Origin of the sequence: Rothia nasimurium, assembly GCF_928381705.1 — a bacterium.
Taxonomy (GTDB): Bacteria; Actinomycetota; Actinomycetes; order Actinomycetales; family Micrococcaceae; genus Rothia; species Rothia nasimurium_G.
Map to the genome: position 1 here is coordinate 17,577 of NZ_CAKMSR010000010.1, position 16,812 is coordinate 34,388.

Sequence of the window (16,812 nt, forward strand, 5' to 3'; positions counted from 1 at the left end):
GTGTTCCTAGTGTTCTTCAACGCCGAGTTCGGCCAAAAGTTCTTTGCGCAGGGACGAGAGCGCGGGGTTGCCGCGGTCGCGCGGGCGGTGGTCGGGCACCTCAACAATGCGGGCAATCGTCGCGGGCGCGGCGGGGTCCGGCTTACCCAGCACAATCACCCGGTCTGAGAGGTAGAGGGCCTCTTCCACATCGTGGGTGACCAGCAGGACGGTGGCCGGGTCGTGGGCATGAATATCGAGCAGCAAATCCTGCATGTTGATGCGGGTCAGGGCATCAAGGGCGCCGAAGGGCTCATCGAGCAGAAGGACGCCGGGGTTCCGCGCCAGCGCCCGAGCCAGGGAAGCGCGCTGAGCCATGCCACCGGAAATCTCACGGGGGCGGTGCTGGGCGTAGTCTGCCAGCCCCACGACATCCAGAAGGCGGGCAACCTGCTCGCGGGCGGCGTCCTTGGGGGTACCCTTGGGCAACCCCAGGGCAACATTCTTCTCAACGGTGCGCCAGGGCAGTAGGCGAGGCTCCTGGAAACCAATAGCCACACGGGAATCGAGACCCCGTACCGGGCTACCGTCAATCGTGACGGTACCGGCGGTCGCTGCCCCCAGGCCGGCAGCAGCCCGCAAGAGAGTCGACTTGCCGCAGCCCGAGGAGCCAATAATCGAGATAATCTCACCGGGGTAGGCGGTAAACGACACGTTTTCAAGGACGGTGCGGGTCTCCCCGCGCTCGCCGATGAAGGTCTTGCCGACGGCATTGAAGTCAATTTCGCAGGCGGTGAGGGTGGTGGGGGTGCGTTCTAGCGTGGGTGCGCTCATGCTTTCTCCATCGTCTCTTGGCGTTAGCACCGACCCCTGGTGTAGGGAGGTTGCTGCGACGTCGTTGAGCCAAGTCTCTCGGTCGCTCTGGATGGTTAACGCTTTCAACGCTAGGGGCGTTTGTTGGAACTGGGCAAGAGTATGACGCGGTATTTCGCCTGGTTACGAGTGTGACGCAGTGGGTGAAACTGACCGGAACTCGCGGCTGAGCGTAACACTGCTCAACACGTGCCACAATGTGAAACGTAGCCTCAGATGCTTGCCTCTTGGCGGGCTGTGAGGGCTACACTAAATCTCAAGATCAAGAGTCCCAACGTCAAGCTCTGGCTAGTTGGGCGGCAACCCTCTCCCGTAGCGGGGTGCCCCAGATGAGGATCAGGCAGTAATGCAAGTACGGCGCAACCAGGCGCCACCTTCGCGAAGGCTCGGCGCCTTTTACTTTTGGGTAAGGACGCCGGTGGCAGCACGGGCGCGAGGGGCCAAGCACCACCTGTGAAAGGGCCCGGTTCATGACCGAGAAGAAGCGCATCGTCGTCAACGCCTTCGATATGACCACCACTAGCCACCAGAGCTTTGGTTTGTGGCGTCACCCCCGCAACCGTGCGGATGAGTACAACACCATCAAGTACTGGACCGACCTGGCGAAGGTCTGCGAGAAGGGCCTCTTTGATGCGGTCTTCATTGCGGATGTGGTTGGTGTTTACGACGTCTACAAGGATTCAGTAGCCCCCGTACTCAAGGACGGTGCCCAGGTTCCCGTGGGTGACCCCTTCTTGCAGATTTCTGCTATGGCCGCTGTGACCGAGCACCTGGGCTTTGGCGTGACTGCCGCTGTCACCTACAACCAGCCCTACACCCTGGCCCGTTCCTACTCCACCCTGGATCACCTGACCGGCGGCCGTGTGGGCTTCAACGTGGTGACCTCTTACCTGCAGTCTGCTGCTGAGAACCAGGGTCTGCCCGGGCAGATTGAGCACGATGAGCGCTACGAGATTGCCGAAGAGTTCCTCGATGTCTGTTACAAGCTCTGGGAGGGCTCCTGGGAGGACGGCTCGGTGCCCCGCGACCGCGAAAACGGTATCTTCGCTGACCCCTCGAAGGTGCACCCCATCCTGCACAAGGGCAAGTACTTCCAGGTTCCCGGCATCGCCCTGAGTGAGCCTTCCCCCCAGCGCACCCCCGTGATTTTCCAGGCCGGTGCTTCGTCCCGCGGTCAGGCTTTCTCTGGCCAGCACGCTGAGGCTATCTTTATCACCGCCCTGCGCCCCCACCTGACTAAGGTGTTGACCGAGCGCATCCGTAATGAGGCTGAGAAGGCTGGCCGTAGGCGCGATGACGTCAAGATCCTGGCCATGCTCTCTGTGGTGGTGGATGAGACCGACGAGAAGGCCCAGGCCAAGTACGCCGAGTACCTCAAGTACCAGAACGTTGAGGCTTCTCAGGGCATTATTGGCGGCTGGAGCGGCCTGGATCTGGATCAGTTCGATGAGGATGAGGCCCTCAAGTACGTTGAGACCGAGTCTATCCAGTCCTTCCTGACCCCCTTCACCCTGCAGGATAAGGAGAAGGAGTGGACCCGCAAGGACATCGCCGAGCACTGCGCCACCGGCGGTATGGGTGCGGTTCTGGTGGGCTCCCCCCAGACCGTTGCCGATGAGCTGGAGAAGTGGATTGACGAGGGCGGCCTGGACGGCATCAACCTGGCCTACCATGTTTCCCCCGGCTCCTTTGAGGACTTCGTTGAGTTCGTCGTCCCCGAGCTGCAGAAGCGCGGCCGCTACCGCACCGCTTATGAGGGTTCCACCCTGCGTGAGAGCCTCTTTGGTGAGGGCAACAAGTACGTGGACGAGCGCCACCCGGCTGCCAAGTACCGCGGCGCCTACGCGGGCAAGCCCTCCGCTGCCGACACCCCGGCCCGTGACTTCCTCAAGCTGGCGCTTGAGAACGCTGAGAAGGCTGAGGCCGCAGGCCACTAGGTCTTAGAGCTGTAAGGACGCCGCCCCGCACCTTCCTGCCAACGGGCAGGGGAGTGCAGGGCGGCGTCCTTATCGTCTTTATGCCGTGCCGACGGTTAGAGCAGGGCGCTCCACAGGCGGCATAGGTTTTCGGCAACCTTCTGGTGGTTGGGGCGGTTGACCCACTCGTCGTAGCGCAGGCGCTTGCAGCGGGAGATGTAGTCCCGGGCTACGCCTTCGAGTTCCTGCACCATAGCCTTGCCCACGATAAAAGTGGAGACCTCAAAGTTGAGGGCGAAGGAGCGGGGGTCCATGTTGGATGAGCCGATGAAGGTGATTTCGTCGTCCACAATCATGAACTTGGAGTGCAGCACGGTGGGGCCGGGGTACTGCTGAATGTTCACACCCGAGCGGAGCAGCTGCTCGTAGTAGGAGCGCTGCCCCATAATCGGCAGGAACTGGTCACCCTTCTCGCAGACAATCAGGGTCACGTCGATACCCGAGAGCGCCATGTTGGTTAGGGCCTGCAGCAGGGTTTCTTCGGGCACGAAGTAGGGGGAGCAGATAATGATGCGTTCTTCTGCGTTGTAAATCAGGTGGTTGATCAGGCGCAGGTTGTTTTCGGTTTCGAAACCGGGGCCAGAAGGCACGATTTGGGCGAGCGGACGCTGGCCCTCCTGCCCTGCCTCATCGTGGGCTTCGATGTCGGCGTCGATTTCATCGAGCAGGAGTTCCTTGGTTTCGGCATACCAGTCGGAGACAAAAACCGCGTTGAGCTCGTGCACGACGGGGCCGGTGCAGAAGAAGGAGAGGTCCTTCCACACTAGGCCCTTTTTGATGTTGCCCTTGAGATTGTAGGTGCTATCGATAGCATTCTGGGAGCCGGAGAAAGCCAGCTCGCCATCGATGACCACAATCTTGCGGTGGTTGCGCAGGTCGGGCCGCTGCCACTGGCCCTTCCAGGGCTTGAGGGGCAGCATGAGCCGCCAGGGTACCCCTGCATCGTTGAGCTTGCGCTGGAGTTCCTTCCAGCGGGGGTACTTGCGGGACCCGATATGGTCGATGAGCACGTGAACCGCTACACCGCGCTGGTGGGCGCGCACCAGGGCATCCCAGAGGGGCTCTGTGGTGCTATCGAGGGCGGTGATGTAGAACTCGAAGTGAACGTACTTCTTAGCCTGGTCGATTTTCTCGGCGATTTCCTGCAGGGCCGCATTGTTGTCGTGGCGTAGCTCGAAGTCGTTGCCGCCAATCAGGGGCAGGGCACCGAGCTTGTAGTTGAGGTTAGCTGCCACCCGCGCAGGCTCAGAGAGCTCCGGGTCGCCCAGCACGGCGTCGTCCCCCTCGATGGAGTCCTTAATAATCTGGTTCATGCTGCGCTGGCGGCTGCGGCGGTGCCGGGGCACCAGGTTGGAACCAAAAATCAAGAAAGCAAACAGGCCCACGAAGGGAATAAAGAAAATCGCCATCAGCCAGCCGAGCGCGACCACCGGTTTACGGTTGTAGGGCAACCAGAAAATAACGGTGATGCGGATGAGGATATCGATAACGACCAGGGTTATCGAGAGCCAATCCGGCAGGTTCGTGATATCGAGAAAAGGTAGGCTGAAGTTCACCTTTCTAAGTCTACCCGGGGTCCGAGTGCGGGGTGGGGCTTGTCCACATAGTCAGAAAGCTCTCTACGCGCGATGCTCGTACCCTGCCCGTAATATCTCACCTAGCTTAGGTTCTCTGCACCTCTGCAATAGACTGGTGGTGTGAAGAAACCCGAGAAGTCCGTGCGCCAGCAGCGCCGGGAGCGAACCCACACCGCGATTCACGAGGCCGCACTCAAGCTTGTGCTTGAGAAGGGCCTCAAAGCCACCACTACCGACGAAATCGCTGAAGCTGCCGGGGTCAGCCCCCGCACCCTCTTCAACTATTTCGCCAGTAAAGAGGACGCTGTGCTCGGCCTGCGCGCCCCCGTCATTACCGATGACATTCTGCAGCGCGATGCTGCCCGCCAGGACCTCTATATTTTTGAGCGCGTCGCCCACCTGATGCTCGACATCATGGTCGCATCGGTCGACAGCCCCACCTACCCGCAGGTGCGCCCCCTGGTGCAGGAATACCCGGAGCTGCGCTACCGCCTGAAAACCCACCATATCGAGTGTGAAAAGACCCTGGCTGACCTGCTGCGCACCGTCAACTGGGTGGAGTTCAGCGCGAGCGGACGCCGCGGCCCCTGGCCCTACCTGCCTGAAAGTGAAGCCGGAGAAGGGGCCTCAGAACCCCGCCTGCGTGCAGCCCTTTGTATCACTTCGGCCCTGCTCCGCTATATGGACTACACTCGCGGTGTGCCCGAGAGCACTGAACGTGATGAGATAATCCGCGAGGCCGTGCAGACCTTCCGCCACCTGCTGCGCGAGGACTAGCCGCGGCCCGTCCGTCATGCTGCGTCACGGGTAGAAACAGCAGTGCCCTGCGGGGGTAAAGTGGCTAGTGGGTGCCCCCGCGCCTAACACTTGGAACAAAGGAGTACACCATGAAGATTCTTCTGCCCACATCAATCACCCTTGACCAGAGCGCCCTGGGCGCTGAAGCCGGCGACGAGCTGGTCAGCTACGACCCCACCGTCAATATCGCCCCCGAACACCACGACGCCGACGTACTGGTGGCATGGGGGAACACCAATGACCAGCTTAAGGACGCCGCCGCCCACCTTCAGCAGGTAGAGCTGGTCCAGGCGCTGCTGGCAGGCCCCGACCAGGCCCGCGCCGCGGGCTTCCGCCCCGAGGCCGTCATCGCCTCCGGCAGCGGCCTGCACTCAAAGACCGTTGCCGAACACACTCTAGCCCTGGCCCTGAACTTTGTACGCTTCCTGCCCACCCTGGCCGAGCACCAGGCACAGAAGAACTGGGCCACCGAACTCGGCGGCCCCCAGGAACTCCACCCCGCCGACCAGGTCACCACCCTGCTCGGCGCCAAGGTCACCATTTGGGGCTTTGGCTCTATCGGCCAGGCAACCGCCCGCCTCTTCGACGCCTTCGGCGCCGAGGTCACCGGTATCGCCCGCTCAGCAGGTGAGCGCGCGGGCTTCCCCGTGGTCGCCACCGACGACATCGACTCGGTCCTAGAAACCACCGACATCCTGGTCATGATCCTGCCTAACTCCGAGGAAACCAAGAACTCCCTCGACGCCGCTCGCCTGGCCAAACTGCCCCAGCGCGCCTACGTCATCAACGTGGGCCGAGGCCCCACCGTCAACGAGGCAGACCTGATTGAAGCCCTCAACTCAGGCAGCATCGCCGGCGCCGCCGTCGACGTTGTAGTCGAAGAGCCCCTACCCGCCAGCGACCCCCTGTGGGATGCCAAGAACATCATCATCACCCCCCACTCAGCGGGCGGCCGCCCCGTTGAGCCCGAGGCTCTCATCAAGCAGAACCTGCAGGCCCTGCGCGATGCCCGCGCGGGTAAGGACGCCGACTGGCGCAACAAGATGAATTAGAGATTCAGGGTCGGGGTAGGGCGAGTAATGCAGTGCCCGTGCTAGCGCCAGCTGACCCTCTCGGGCTCGCGCTGAGGCGCTCGCCCGATTCACGCCAGCCCCAGCCAGCTGGCTTCTAGCACGGGCACCGCATTACGCCTGTCCCCTCGACATCTTCAAGTATGCGGGCAAAGCAGGCTCACAGCGAAGCTGTTGGCTCGGGGCTGGCGTGAATCGCCCGTGAGCGCTAGCGAACCGGCGAGAGGGTCGGCAGCGAGCGTGAGCCTGCGAAGCCCCGCAAAACTTTATTGATCTCTGGGTACACAAAAGGAGCTCCACCAGAATCTGGTGGAGCTCCTTTTAGTTGTCTTTAGCTGACGACGTGGCCGGTTTCGTCCAGCAGCTTAGCGCGCAGTTCGCGGCGCTCAGCCTGGGCGTCCGGGTCGGGCAGCGGCACAGCGGCCAGCAGGCGCTGGGTGTAGACCTCGCGGGGGTGGCGCAGGATCTGCTCGCGCGGCCCCTGCTCTACGATTTCGCCGCGGCGCATCACCGCGATGCGGTCTGCCAGGGCGTCGATGACTGCCAGGTCGTGGGTGACGAAGAGGCAGGCGAAGCCCATTTCTTCCTGGAGCTCGCGGAAGAGTTCCAGCACGCGGGCCTGAACCGAAACGTCGAGTGCTGAGGTGGGTTCGTCCGCGATGAGTAGCTTGGGCTTGAGGGAGAGGGCGCGGGCGATGCCGACGCGCTGCTTCTGGCCGCCGGAGAGCTCGTGCGGGTAGCGGTTGCGGTAGGAGCGGGGGAGCTCTACTCGGTCGAGGAGCTCTTCGATGCGCTTCTGCAGCTCCGCACCCTTGGCGACGCCGGCCAGCATCATGGGCTCACCGATGGATTCGCCGATGGGCAGGCGGGGGTTGAGGGAGGATGAGGGGTCCTGGAAGACCATACCCACGTGCTTGCGTACCTCGGCCAGGTCCTTGCGGCTGGGCTTGCGCATGTCGACGCCGCAGACGTTTAGCTCACCTTCGGCTACCTGTAGGAAGCCGACGGTTGCGCGGCCGATGGTGGACTTACCGGAGCCCGATTCACCCACAAGACCCAGCACCTCACCGGCACGGATTTCGAGGTTAGCGCCGGTGACGGCGCGGAAGGGGCCAACCCGCCCCTGCTTGGGGTACTCGAGGGCGACGTCCTTGAGGGAGAGGATGACGTCGCCGGTGCGCTGGGGGGCTACCTGCTCTAGCAGGGCGGTGGCCGGACGCTGGTTTTCGGCGGCGTCGTCGATGGCGGCGTTCACGTCGATTTCGTCGCCACCCAGGTGGAGCACGGCACCGAGTAGGGCTTGGGTGTACTCGTGCTGGGGGTTGTTGAAGACCTCGTGAATCTCGCCGGTTTCAACGATCTGGCCGCGGCGCATGACGGCAACACGGTCGGCCAGGTCGGCGACCACGCCCATGTCGTGGGTGATCAGGATGATGGCTGAGTTGAGCTTCTTCTGCAGGTTGCGCATGAGCTCAAGAATTTCTGCCTGCACGGTCACGTCGAGTGCCGTGGTGGGCTCATCTGCAATGAGCAGTTTGGGGTTGGTGGAGAGCGACTGGGCGATCATGGCGCGCTGGCGCTGGCCACCGGACATCTGGTGGGGGTAGGAGTTGAAGGCTTTGATGGGGTCGGGCATTTCGACCATCTCAAGCATCTTGATGGCTTCTTCTTTAGCCTCTGCCGGTGAGACGTTCTTGTGCAGGCGCAGGGTTTCAACGATCTGGTCGCCCACGGTCATGACCGGGTTCATGGCGGTCATGGGTTCCTGGAAGATTACGGCGACTTCTTCACCGCGCACGCTGAGCAGCTCGGTGTTGGTCAGGCCGATGAGTTCGCGGCCGTTGAGCTTGACGGAGCCGGTGACGCGGGCGTTCTTGGGCAGCAGCCCGATCATACCCATGGACGAAACGGACTTACCTGAGCCGGATTCACCCACAATGGCGAGGACCTCACCGGCATGCACCTCGTAGTTGAGGTTCATGGCGGCGGGAACCCAGGTACGTTCGACGCCGAAGTCAACGCTGAGGTCGCGGACTTCGAGGACCGGCTGGGCGCCGGTTGGCTGAGTGGTTGGTGTATTCACTGGTTTTCCCAACTCTTGGTTGTTTCTGTAGAAGATTGGTGTGGTTGAGCTGTCTCATCTGAGAGAATCGAGAGACTATGAAGTCTCAGTATTTGCAGAACCCTCCGGTTACCTTTCGCGTGAAGACCGCCCCTTTTTACACCTGGTGCGCTGTGCTGGTTGCAGCGAGCGTGCTGGTGGCCTTAGCTATCAGCGGTGGCCTTTCGGCCCTACTGACCGGCGGCTGGGGCGTGCTGTGGATGGCCTATACCGTCTGGTACGTGCTGGGCCGATCCCGCCTGGTTGCTGGTGCTGACGACATCACCATCTATAACCCCTTTGTAACCCACCGGGTCAATTACGCTGCCCTGATTGATATTTCAACCAAGTACCATCTGACCCTGGTGACTCCCACCAAGCGTTTTCAGGCTTTTGGTTTGCCGTCAAGCGGTATGGTGGCGTCCCTTTCTGCCCATCGTCAGGATCTTGAGCGTTTGCCCGCTATCACCTACGGTGCAGAGCGGTCAGTGCGCGCTTCGGATCTTCCGAATTCGGCGGCTGGGGCGGTTGCCCTGGTGCTGCGCGGCTACTGGCAGGAGCTGGTGGAGGACGAGGCCCTGGGGGCGGTTGAGCCCCTTCAGCAGTCGCGGGTGGACGCCCGTGGGTTGGCTATTTTCGTCCTTTTGCTTCTGGCCGCTGTGGCTGGCTTAGTCTTCTAAGCTTTCGGTAGGCCGGGAGGTTCTGCCTTCTCTATTCGGTTATTAACGAGGCGGTGAGTGCTGGTGCGCTCACCGCCTCGTGCGATGAGAGCTACTTGTTCTGGGGTGAGCCTGCCGGGCCGTCCAGGTCCTGGTCAAGGGAGTCTGAGGTTCGGCTGCTGGCGGGGGTCTCTACCTCCGAGGCAATGGAAGCGTGCACGGTGGCGGTGCCAGCTCCGGCAGCGGCTGCTGCGGGAGCGGCTACAGAACCGTCGATGCCCACACCGTTTTCGGCTGAGTGGGCGGTGCGCTTGGTTGCCTTCTTGGGGTTGAACTTCTTCTGACGGGGGTCAAAGGCGTCACGCAGGCCATCGCCCACAAAGTTGACGGCCAGTGAAATCACCAGGATGAAGAGGCCGGGGAACCAGAAGAGCCAGGGGCGGGTGGAGAAGGCTGACTGGTTAGCTGAAATCAATGAACCCAGCGACCAGTCGGGGGCCTTAATACCGAAGCCCAGGTAGGAGAGCGCGGTCTCGGTCAAAATGGCGGAGCTCATCATCAGCGACACGTTCACGGTGACCACGCCGATGGCGTTGGGCAGGATGTGCTTGAAGATGATGCGCAGGTCCGAGGCACCTGCCAGACGGGCGGCGTCCACGAATTCGCGTTCACGCAGTGAAAGGAATTCCGCGCGCACCAGACGGGCCAGCGATGACCAGAAGAGCAGACCCACGACCACACCGAACATGATGGTGTTCCAGATGCCGTGGAAGTAGCTACCGGCTAGCTTACCGAGCACGGCGGTCAGCAGCATCAGGGGGATGATGATGACCATGTCGGTAAAGCGCATGATGACGGCTTCAATCCAGCCGCGGTAGTAGCCTGCCAGGCCACCGAAGAGCACGCCAAGGAAGCCGGCGATGCTGGTAATCAGGATGACCACCAGGAAGGTGTTCTGCACACCGCGCATGGTCATGGCGAAGAGGTCACGGCCGGTGGCGTCCTGGCCAAACCAGTGCTGGGCGTTGGGGGCTGCACCGTTGACGATGGGGTTCATCTCGGTGTAGTTGTACTTCCACCAGCCGGGGATGGGGCCTACGCCGATGGAGGTAACCGCCAGCAGGAGCACGGCGATAAGAATCGCCAGGGAGATAACCGCACCGGTGTTCTGGCGGAAGCGCTTGCGCACAATCTGGCCCTGGGTCTTACCCACGGACTCTTGAGCGCGGATATCGACGTTGGTTTCGACGGAGCGTAGTGCGGTGGTTTCGGTGGTGGGCTCCTTAGTGGGCCCTGAGCTGAGGTTCTTGTCGTTGGTGCTCATTATGCTTTCACCCTCACACGCGGGTCGAGGGCTGAGTAGAGAAGGTCAGCCACAAGGTTGAAGACGAGCGCCAGGATGCCGGTGAGCAGGAAGACGCCCATAACGGGGTTGGGGTCGGTGTGGGCCAGCGAGTCGAGGAAGAGGGTACCCATGCCCTTGAAGGCGAAGATACGCTCGGTGATCGCTGCGCCACCGATGATGCCGCCGATGTCCATGGCGATGATGGTTGCCAGGGGAATCAGGGCGTTGCGGAAGGCGTGCTTCATGACGACGGAGCGCTCTGAGACGCCCTTGGCGCGGGCGGTGCGGATGTAGTCCTGGTTCATGATTTCGAGCATGGACGCACGTGAGTAGCGTGAGTAGGAGGCCAGTGAAATCAGGGTTAGGGCGATGGTGGGGAGCAGGATGTGGGTGAGGGTATCTGTGTTCAGAATCCAGAAGTCACCCTGCAGGTTGGGGGTAGAAGCGTTGGCGGTGGGGATAGGACGGCCCTTGATACGGCTGTTGCTGATGTAGGCGGGCCAGGCCTGCATGAAGCGGTCGGCGATAATCAGCAGGGCCATGGCCAGGCCGGTGAGCATACCGACGCGGGCACCCTGGCCCTTATCGTAGCCACCCCAACCGAGACCGACAATCCAGCCCAGAGCCATGAAGGCCAGGGTGATGAGGACGACCATGAGCATGGTGGCCAGGTCGAGCAGGTCCTGTAGGGGGAAGTAGGCAGCTAGGCCAGCGACGACCATGGTTAGACCTGCACCCAGGGCCCGGCGGTTACGCAGGCCGGAGACCAGGATGGTGAAGATGATGGCGGCGCCCAGGCCCAGGGGCAGCATGAAGGGGATGCCCAGGAAGGGGGTGAGGAACCACTTAGTGGTGGAGACGAAGATGATAGCGCCTGCGGTGATGGCGAAGCCCAACAGGCCCATCAGGTAGCGGGTCTTCTGCTTGCCGAAGGAGGCGGAGTACCAGAAGAGGCCTGCTAGAACCGATATGAGCAGGGTCGTGGGTATGGTGACCACCGGGTTTCGGAGGAAGTCGTTGAAGCCGATGGCAACGAATTCCTTGAGCAGAACTGCAATCCAGAAGGAGGGCAGAGAGAAGAAGAGGAAGCTGGCGAAGGTCACGGTGTAGTCCAGGCCTGAGTACTGGCGCAGGGCTGAGATGATACCCAGGCTGACACCGATCAGGATGGAGAGCACGGTGGCTGCTACGACCAGGGTGAGGGTCTGGTAGACAGCGTTGGAGAGAAGCTGGGTAACGGGGGTACCTGCCAGGTTCTGGCCAAAGTCGCACTTACCTGCGAAGCAGCCGAGCACACCGCCGAGCCACTTGAAGTAGCGCAGGGGGGCAGGGACATCGAGATCGAGGGCATCGATGCGCTGGGCAATCAGTGCTTCTTTGTTGGGGGAAGTTGAGGTGCGTAGTTCTTCGAGGGGATCGCCCGCGATAGCTACGAGGTTGTAGATGAGGAACGATGCACCGAAGAGAATGAACACTGCGGTGATCAGGCGCCTCACGGAGTACATGAGCATGATGAATCCTGATGGGTAGGGGAGTACACCCTGGGAATAGGAGGGTGCTCTCAAAACAGCCAGAGGCGCGGACGCTCGTGAGCGTCCGCGCCGTAGGGCAGTTACAGATTGTTAGTTGCCATCTGTAGCGTGACTAGAGCGTAACTGTACTTACTCTGCGATGTCCCACTCTTCGATGTTCCAGGTCAGGGGCTGCTGACCGGGCTTGGGCTCTACACCGGTGATGGTGTCTGAAACCGAGGTAACAGCGATGGACTGGAAGAGGGGCAGACCGTAGCCGTCCTTGAACAGTTCGCCGTCTGCCTGCATCTTCAGTTCTTCGATGCGGGCGGTGTCGGTGGTGGTCATGATTTCATCAGCTGCTGCGTCAACGGTTGCGTTGGAGTAGCCGGTGAAGTTGGAGGATGAACCGGTCTTGAAGGTCTGGCCCAGTGAGGAGTTACCTACACCTGAGGAAACCCAGCCGAAGATGGATGCCTCGTAGTCGCCACCGCCCAGCAGAGATGACCACTGCTCGCTACCGGCGTCAACAACCACGAAGCCTGCCTTCTCAGCGGATTCCTTGATCATCTGGAAGGAGTTGATGCGGTTGGGGTTCTTGTTGTTGTAGAGGATGCGGATGGTGGGGGTCTGGCCGCCCAGCAGTTCCTTAGCCTTCTCGATGTTGGCGTCCATGTCGTCTGAGGGGTAATCAGAGGAGTTGTTGGACTCAACGGTCTTGGCGTAGTTCTCAGCGTCGGAAGCTACGTAGAGCTGGGAGTTCAGAACCTCAGCGTTGGCGTCCATGGGCTTGATCAGCTTGTCAACGATGTCCTGGCGGGGAACGGTCAGCAGGAAGGCCTTACGGACGTTCTCGTCAGCGAAGGGTGAGCCTTCCTTGACGTTCAGGTCGAGGTGGTCGTAAGCCTGGTCGGGCTGGGTTTCGGTGACAACGCCGCTCAGAGCTTCAAGCTGGGAGACGGTGTCGATGGAGGCCTGGGGGGCAACGGCGTTGACTTCGCCGTTCTGCAGAGCCTGAATCTGGGTTGCAACGTCGCCCTGAACCTTGAGCACAACTTCGCCAATAGCGGGCTTCTTGTCACCCTGGTAGTTGGGGTTGGCGGTCAGAGTAACTGACTGGTTCTCTTCAACGGCGGTGACCAGGTAGGGGCCGTTACCGACGGTGAGAGCCTCGTTGGCAGGCATGGTGGTGGTGTTGTAGCCGGTGTTCCAGGCATCTGCAATCTTGCGCAGCTGCTCGTTTTCTTCACCGGGGGTTGCGGTCTCGATAGCTTCGATGAGCTCGTCTTCGGTCATGCCGGCCAGCTCAGCGACAACGTGGGCAGGCTTGTCGATGTCGTAAGCGATTTCCCAGTCAGCGAAAGCCTTGGGGTAGGTGAAGGAGATGGAGCGGCCGTCTTCGCTCACAACGGGGACCTCTGCGCCGCCGAGGCCAGCGGTTTCACCTGCGAAGTCGAAGTAGGTGAGTTCGCCGTCTTCGCTGTCGAAGTGGCCTGACTGAGCAGCCCATGCCAGGAGCAGGTCGCCCTTGTCGATGTCGTTGCCATCTGACCACTTCTGGTCGTCGTTGACCTTGTAGTCAACCTTGATGCCTTCGCCCTCTTCAGTCATGGAGTAGGTGCCGAACCACTCGTTGTGGCGGATGTCGAAGGTGTTGGTGATGGTGTAGAAGCCACGGTTGGTCATCTGAGCGATGATGCCGTTGGTGTCTGAGTTACCTTCAGCGGTGCCTACGTTCAGTGAGGAGAAAACGTTGGTGATAGCAATTGAAACTGACTTGTCTGATGCAGCTGCGTCGGAGCCTGAGGTGCTGGAGGCGCCGGTGTCGGAGCTGGCGCAGGCTGAGAGAGCCAGGGCAGCTACAGCTGAGAGGCCGAGAGCTGAGGAAATGCGGGTCTTGCGCATTAGTGTCTCCTTGCTGAAAAGGGGAAATGTATGTTGTGGTCCGCGATCTTCACCCTGTGTGTGCGGGGCGGCGCAAGCCTTCCCAACTCTTGGGTGTGGTGAATCACACGATGTGTAATGTATATACTAGGTCACTTTTGGGGAACTGCGCCACAAAAACCCCTGTTTATATGTAAAACTCTTCAAAAAAATGTAAAAAATACGTTACAGCGTCTTTTTAGCTCATGAATTTGGCGTAGCTTTTCTTCTTTTGCTATCGCTCGATGGGGCGCACCATGTGCACGTGCTCGATACCCGCTTCCAGGTAGGGCTCCCCCACAACTTCAAAGCCTGCCGCCCCGTAGTAGCTCTCTGCTAGGTAGGCCTGGGCGCTAATAGAGATGCGTTCGGCCTCAGTGTTTTCTTCAATCCAGGTCAGTGCCTCATTGAGTAGGCGGCGGCCCAAGCCGGTGCCGCGGACGTCCGGATGTACTGCCACCCGACCCAGCGTCCAGGCACCGGGATCAGCCGGGTGGGACTCGTCCGAGAATGTCGCCAAATCGAAAAGCCGCAGATAGGCCAGCACCTCACCGCGCTCATTGGCGTGGAAGAAGTGCAGGGCCTGCCGGTCTGCCCGGTCGATTTCGTTCTCTTCGGTAATCTTCTGGCCCACCACAAAGACCAGCCCGCGCAGCAGGTAAATCTCGTTGAGTTCATCAAGAGTCAGGTCATAAAAGGATTTCACGGTAAACATACAGTCATTCTAAAACCCGTTGAACTGCGCTTACTACCGGGCAGTAACTATGAGATTTGCTTAAAGGCATAGAAAGCCGCCCCGCACCGTCCGGAAGGACGATACGGGGCGGCACACCTAGGCTGCGGCGGGATTACTTGGTGGTAACCTTCAGCAGCTCAGAGCCGGGCTGGACGGCGCCGGTAGCGCCCTCAACCTCAGCGAAGCGGTTGGTATTGGTGACCAGAACGGGGGTTACCAGGGAGTAGCCGGCGTTCTTGATGATCTCGGGGTCGAAGGTCAGCAGGATGTCGCCGGGATTGACGCGCTGGCCCTTTTCAACCTTCACGTCGAAGCCTTCGCCGTTCAGGTTGACGGTGTCGATACCCACGTGAATGAGAAGTTCTACACCGTTGTCGAGCTTCAGGCCTACAGCGTGGCCGGAGGGCATAGTGACAGAAACCTTACCGGCTGCGGGTGCTACCACGGTGTTGCCGGTGGGAACGATTGCCGCACCCTTGCCGAGCTTTTCGGCGGCAAAGATGGGGTCGGGGGTCTCAGACAGGGGAACTGCCTGGCCTTCGAGGGGGGATGCCATGGTCAGGACGGTGCCTGCTGCGGGTGCTGCTGCCTCTTCAGCGGCCCAGGGGGTAGCTGAGGTGGTGGCGGCGTCCGCTTCGTTGCGAACCTCGGTGGCTGCGGGGGTAGCTGCCTCGGCAGCGGACTCGCCGATGCCGGTTTCTGCAACGGCTGCGGCCTTGGCGGCAGCTTCAGCCTTCTGGTCCTTGGACTCGTAACCGAAAATCAGTACACCTGCCATAGCGCCGAAGAAGGCGATGGCCAGACCAATCATGTAGAGGTACCAGGGCTGCATTGCGGGGATAGAAATCAGCGAGGTGAAGGCGAAGGCGTAGGACTTAACACCCAGGGCTGAGATGGTGGCACCACCGATGATGGCGGGGACCAGAATCAGGGGGAAGACACGCTTGTAGCGCAGGACGATGCCGTAGAGGGAGGGCTCGGAGATACCACCGAGCAGACCCGAGGCGGCCGCACCGACAGCGGTCTGGCGCAGTTCCTTGTTGCGGCGAGCCACAATAGCAACACCGGTGACAACGCCGAAGACGGCGAAGTTGTAGGCGCCCATGGGGGACTGGATGAAGTCCACACCGTCGGTCTGCAGGTTGTTAATCATGACGGCGTTCAGGGGCCAGTGCAGACCCAGGGGAACCATGAAGAGGTAGAGACCGGCGATGAGGCCGCCGACCAGCCAGGGGGCGATTTCGTTAACGCCGCCGATGAAGTCAGAGATAGCCAGAGCGAACTTGATGCCGATAGGGCCGATCAGGAAGGCGGTCAGGGGTACCAGAATCATGACGGAGAGCATGGGCACGAACACCATGTGCAGCATGGTGGGGATGACCTTCTTCAGGAAGCGCTCCAGGGGAGCCAGCAGGGCTGCTGCGAAGAGGGGCGGGAAGATCTGGCCGGTGTAGTTCATGACGTACAGGGGCAGGTCGAGACCCAGGAAGGGGACGCGGACGACGCCGTCCACTGCGATGTCTGCAAAGCCCTGGAAGGTGCCGGTCATGAGGGCTGCGGGGATAGCCGCACCGACCCACATGTTGGCGCCCAGGCGCTTAGCTGCGGTTGCGCCCAGCATGATGGGCATGAACTGCAGGACTGACAGGGAGGCTGCCAGCATGATGAACCAGAAGGGGAAGGCTGCGCGCCACTCGTTGAGCATGGCGGCTGCGGCATCGGCGTCGGCCAGGCGGGGGCCGTTGACGATGTCGATGTTAACGACCTGGCCGGTGAGGTCGGTGTACTGACCGAAGTAGCCCAGCTGCTGCAGGAAGACGATCAGGGTCAGAATCATAGAGGTGCCCAGCAGCGCCCAGAGGATGGGGCGGAAGGAGTCTGAGAGCACGTCGAAGACGCGGGTCAGGGCGCCGGCCTTCTTCTCGTCGGTGGCTACTGCGCCCTTGGAGGAGCTTTCGCCAACGGAGCTCATGCCGGGCAACTTGACCATTTCGTTGTAGACCGATTCGACCTTGTCGCCGAGGACGACCTGGGTCTGGCCGGACTGCTCGATGATGGAGAGCACACCGGGGATGTTTTCGATTTTGGTGCGGTCGATGGCGCTGTTGGACTTGGGGGTCACGCGCAGGCGGGTGGCGCAGTGGGTAAAGTGCGAGATGTTCTCGGGGCCGCCCAGGCCTTCGAGGATCTTCTCGCCCATCTGTGAGTTATTCACGGGTGGAACCTTACTGGTGTGTGCGGATTGCTAGCTGTTAAGACGAAAA

At 61.0% G+C, this 16,812-nt stretch carries 12 protein-coding genes and 2 riboswitches; of the genes, 4 read left to right on the forward strand and 8 right to left on the reverse strand.

Annotated elements, in window-relative coordinates; all coding sequences use genetic code 11:
• Nucleotides 1-6: 6 nt before the first annotated feature.
• Nucleotides 7-813, reverse strand: a complete 807-nt coding sequence (locus tag L6762_RS08950) for an ABC transporter ATP-binding protein (protein WP_237186914.1) — start codon at nt 811-813, stop codon at nt 7-9.
• A gap of 4 nt (nt 814-817) precedes the next feature.
• Nucleotides 818-911: riboswitch (SAM riboswitch) on the reverse strand.
• A gap of 201 nt (nt 912-1,112) precedes the next feature.
• A riboswitch (SAM riboswitch) is annotated at nt 1,113-1,213 on the forward strand.
• A gap of 109 nt (nt 1,214-1,322) precedes the next feature.
• Between L6762_RS08950 and L6762_RS08955 the strand changes: the two genes are divergently transcribed.
• Entirely contained in the window at nt 1,323-2,789 is a 1,467-nt protein-coding gene (locus L6762_RS08955) for an LLM class flavin-dependent oxidoreductase (protein WP_237186915.1), read from the forward strand.
• A 95-nt stretch (nt 2,790-2,884) separates the two neighbouring features.
• On the opposite strand, the gene cls is transcribed toward L6762_RS08955, so the two are convergent.
• Nucleotides 2,885-4,384 carry a cardiolipin synthase gene (gene cls / locus L6762_RS08960; protein ID WP_237186916.1) on the reverse strand — a complete coding sequence of 500 codons (1,500 nt, stop codon included), beginning with the start codon at nt 4,382-4,384 and terminating at the stop codon, nt 2,885-2,887.
• Nucleotides 4,385-4,525: 141 nt separating this feature from the next.
• On the opposite strand from cls, the gene L6762_RS08965 reads away from it, so the two are divergent.
• Both L6762_RS08965 and L6762_RS08970 read left to right on the forward strand, forming a co-directional pair.
• Complete coding sequence (locus L6762_RS08965) at nt 4,526-5,182, forward strand: TetR/AcrR family transcriptional regulator (RefSeq protein ID WP_237186917.1); 657 nt, start codon at nt 4,526-4,528, stop codon at nt 5,180-5,182.
• A gap of 110 nt (nt 5,183-5,292) precedes the next feature.
• Nucleotides 5,293-6,255 carry a phosphoglycerate dehydrogenase gene (locus L6762_RS08970; RefSeq protein ID WP_237186918.1) on the forward strand — a complete coding sequence of 321 codons (963 nt, stop codon included), beginning with the start codon at nt 5,293-5,295 and terminating at the stop codon, nt 6,253-6,255.
• Nucleotides 6,256-6,604: 349 nt separating this feature from the next.
• Here the strand turns inward: L6762_RS08970 and L6762_RS08975 are convergent, their stop codons facing one another.
• Nucleotides 6,605-8,356 carry an ABC transporter ATP-binding protein gene (locus tag L6762_RS08975; RefSeq protein ID WP_237186919.1) on the reverse strand — a complete coding sequence of 584 codons (1,752 nt, stop codon included), beginning with the start codon at nt 8,354-8,356 and terminating at the stop codon, nt 6,605-6,607.
• Between the two features lie 77 nt (nt 8,357-8,433).
• Here L6762_RS08975 and L6762_RS08980 point away from each other — a divergent pair, with 77 nt between their 5' ends.
• Nucleotides 8,434-9,054 carry a hypothetical protein gene (locus tag L6762_RS08980; protein WP_237186920.1) on the forward strand — a complete coding sequence of 207 codons (621 nt, stop codon included), beginning with the start codon at nt 8,434-8,436 and terminating at the stop codon, nt 9,052-9,054.
• A gap of 91 nt (nt 9,055-9,145) precedes the next feature.
• On the opposite strand, the gene L6762_RS08985 is transcribed toward L6762_RS08980, so the two are convergent.
• The 5 genes from L6762_RS08985 to L6762_RS09005 form a co-directional block, all read right to left on the reverse strand.
• A complete protein-coding gene (locus L6762_RS08985) occupies nt 9,146-10,357 on the reverse strand; it encodes an ABC transporter permease (RefSeq protein WP_237186921.1) in 1,212 nt (403 codons plus the stop codon).
• Entirely contained in the window at nt 10,357-11,889 is a 1,533-nt protein-coding gene (locus L6762_RS08990) for an ABC transporter permease (protein ID WP_237186922.1), read from the reverse strand. Before L6762_RS08990 ends, L6762_RS08985 begins: the two co-directional genes overlap by 1 nt.
• A gap of 150 nt (nt 11,890-12,039) precedes the next feature.
• On the reverse strand, nt 12,040-13,794 hold the full coding sequence (locus L6762_RS08995) for an ABC transporter family substrate-binding protein (RefSeq protein ID WP_237186923.1): 1,755 nt from the start codon (nt 13,792-13,794) through the stop codon (nt 12,040-12,042).
• 253 nt (nt 13,795-14,047) lie between these two features.
• A complete protein-coding gene (locus L6762_RS09000) occupies nt 14,048-14,527 on the reverse strand; it encodes a GNAT family N-acetyltransferase (RefSeq protein WP_237186924.1) in 480 nt (159 codons plus the stop codon).
• Nucleotides 14,528-14,660: 133 nt separating this feature from the next.
• Nucleotides 14,661-16,763 carry a glucose PTS transporter subunit IIA gene (locus tag L6762_RS09005; RefSeq protein ID WP_237186925.1) on the reverse strand — a complete coding sequence of 701 codons (2,103 nt, stop codon included), beginning with the start codon at nt 16,761-16,763 and terminating at the stop codon, nt 14,661-14,663.
• Nucleotides 16,764-16,812: the final 49 nt, after the last annotated feature.